The following is a 2,528-nucleotide window of genomic DNA, read 5'->3' on the forward strand; positions in this document are numbered from 1 at the left end:
CTAGTTTCCAAAATCTCGAATATATCCTGACTCAGCCTCATCAAAGAGCCGTGCAACTCAAATTTGCTGGATACATCTTCGTTGGATTCCATTTTTCCTATTCTTATGAAAGCTCCAGGGATTATATCATCTGGTTTGCGATGGAACATAAGCACCGCAGCCCTTGTTAGTTTACCACCACGTATAAGCTTCAGTTCTTCCAGTATCCTATATCTGTCATAAGCCTGAACAGGAGAAGATGATTTGTTTTCAGAGGATTTCTTCTTGAAGATTCTGAAGCTGTCTTCATCCAAATCATCTATAGATACATCATTGACCGTAAAGGAGTCCCATGCAAGACTTCCTCTTTCCATCAAGGCTTCTCGGTAGGAATCAAACCCCATGACTCTGGTCGTCGTACCGATACGGATGTACGACTTCCCTTTGAGGCTGACTGTTTCATTGCACTGTGGAACCACAATCTCAATATAGTATTTCCCTTCAGATGACAATGGTCTGACTTTGACATTATACAAGTGAAGTCCATCTACTATCTTGTTAGGAATATCTTCCAGAAGTTTTCTAATATCCTTTTCAGCAATGCCAACAGGAGCACCATTATCATTAAGGCCGATGAACAGAGAGCCACCTTCCGCATTCGCCATACCACAGATATGTTCAAGGTATTCATCTCTCCATGATTGTTTAAATTCTATCCTATCTGTCTCAATCACCTGTCACTCCTTATTTTTTCCTATACACATTGCAAAGCTTCTGATAATTCGCCTTCACACCATCATCAAGATATATCTCGACAGGTGAAGCAAACTGAGGATAGATAATATCTCTTTGCCCGACATCATCAAACAGGTATCTGTTAGGTGTGTATCTAACAGAAATATCTGAAGAAGTTATGTCTGTCCAAGTCAATTTTATCCTCAATTGCATTATAATTATTTATTTCAATTTATTTTATTTTATTGCTTTTCTTATGTAAAGCTTACAATTCTATTGTTTTTCATATTTTGATTACCACTTCCATAATGAATATATTTCTCTTTTAGCGGAGAGATGTATTCAGCCATCAGTAATTACCTCTACCATCTAACACAAACCATTGAACTCCATAAATATTTACGAAGCTTTAGGTAACATGGCAATCCTAATATTTCTCCATCATTGAGTCATCATAGGAACTGATATTGAGCAGGAACTATATCCGTACAGAGCGTGATGATGCACCCTTTTATCTTTGAGTTTCCACCCTAATATGAGCTATTGCACTCTTAAATAATTTTTATTTCACGAAGTATTATTATCGTGAACTACGACAATTATTTTTTATTTAACATATCTCATATATTCAGTAGCTAAAGCACTTGCCATACTTAGTGTACTTGGCTTACACGTTGCATTGTAGCTAAGCTGATCATTACTATCTGCTTCTGTTGCTATTCCAACTCTAAAAGCTACCTCACCACTCTTTAAGTCAATAAGGGAGCCTGTTGTATCAAATTGCTTAATACCACCGCCATATGTAAAAGTATAAAGCTCCTCTATAGTAATAAATAATATATGTGTTGCAGTTGAATCAAAAATTTCATCATACATTAAGTCAATATTATCTTCATTAAAATCCTTTACATCAAAATAATCTGTATTTAGGAAAACCTTTATACCTCTTTGTGTAAATTCATCTCTTAAGGCTTCTTCTACATAGCGATTCCATAGGAAGTTATTTGAGTCACTAATAATCCATATTTCATCTTGCTTACTAAGATTTTGACTCTTATTATTTGATGATGCTGAATATGATATATACTCCTGTGCATATATAGAGCTCAATAAAACAGTTAATAAAAGTAAAACAGCAACAAGTTTTTTCATACCTTACTCCCTTCTCTTTTATATCGTACCATAATAATCAATTATGCTATTAGATATTTAAACGATTTTATTTATATTATTTAAGTAAAAATGACTTTCAACAAAGAGATGGCAAACTTGTGTTTCACAATTTCTAAAAAAATGATAAATTTTTATCGATTAAGTTGTAAAAAACATGCTTCGGTGCACAAAAGGGGTGCTGAGGGATAACCGAAGCATGACAACTTATTCAAGTTGCAACAGAATATTACCATCTTATTCCCCCCGTTACAATCATATTAATGTCTTTTTTAACACAAAAGATAGAATAATTCCGATAATTGGAAAAATTGAATAGGATAAGAATAACATTGGGTATCCAAAGGACTCGATAATAAAGCCACCACCAAAGGCTCCCATCATTTGTGGAAGATTTACAGCTAAAGACCAATATAGTGTCATAGCAACACCATAATGCTCTGGAGCAACATTATCAGCAGCATATCCAGTAGCTGCAACATGGTTAGCTCCAAAGGTTAAGCCATGTAGCATTTGAGCAACAGTAAATGCCCATACAGATGGAACAAGATATAGTAATAATCTTAGTGCTAAGCCAACCGATGAAAGTACTAAAAGATCCCAAGAATTAACTTTATTCTTTCTTCTAAGGTATGAGAAAAGGA

At 34.7% G+C, this 2,528-nt stretch carries 3 protein-coding genes; all 3 read right to left on the minus strand.

Annotated features, from left to right (window positions below; translation table 11 throughout):
* The coding region (locus tag SOY52_RS04435; RefSeq protein ID WP_320847773.1) for a helix-turn-helix domain-containing protein at window positions 1-713 on the minus strand (713 nt) is incomplete at its 3' end.
* 607 nt (window positions 714-1,320) lie between these two features.
* Complete coding sequence (locus tag SOY52_RS04440) at window positions 1,321-1,866, minus strand: hypothetical protein (RefSeq protein ID WP_320847774.1); 546 nt, start codon at window positions 1,864-1,866, stop codon at window positions 1,321-1,323.
* 273 nt (window positions 1,867-2,139) lie between these two features.
* On the minus strand, window positions 2,140-2,528 hold a 389-nt coding region (locus tag SOY52_RS04445), incomplete at its 5' end, for an MFS transporter (protein ID WP_320847775.1).

Origin of the sequence: Bullifex sp. (assembly GCF_034103065.1) — a bacterium.
Classification (GTDB): Bacteria; Spirochaetota; Spirochaetia; order Sphaerochaetales; family Sphaerochaetaceae; genus Bullifex.

Excerpts from the sequence above, each read along its gene's own strand:
- SOY52_RS04440 (WP_320847774.1), bottom strand. The coding sequence starts at position 1,866 with ATGAAAAAACTTGTTGCTGTTTTACTTTTATTAACTGTTTTATTGAGC.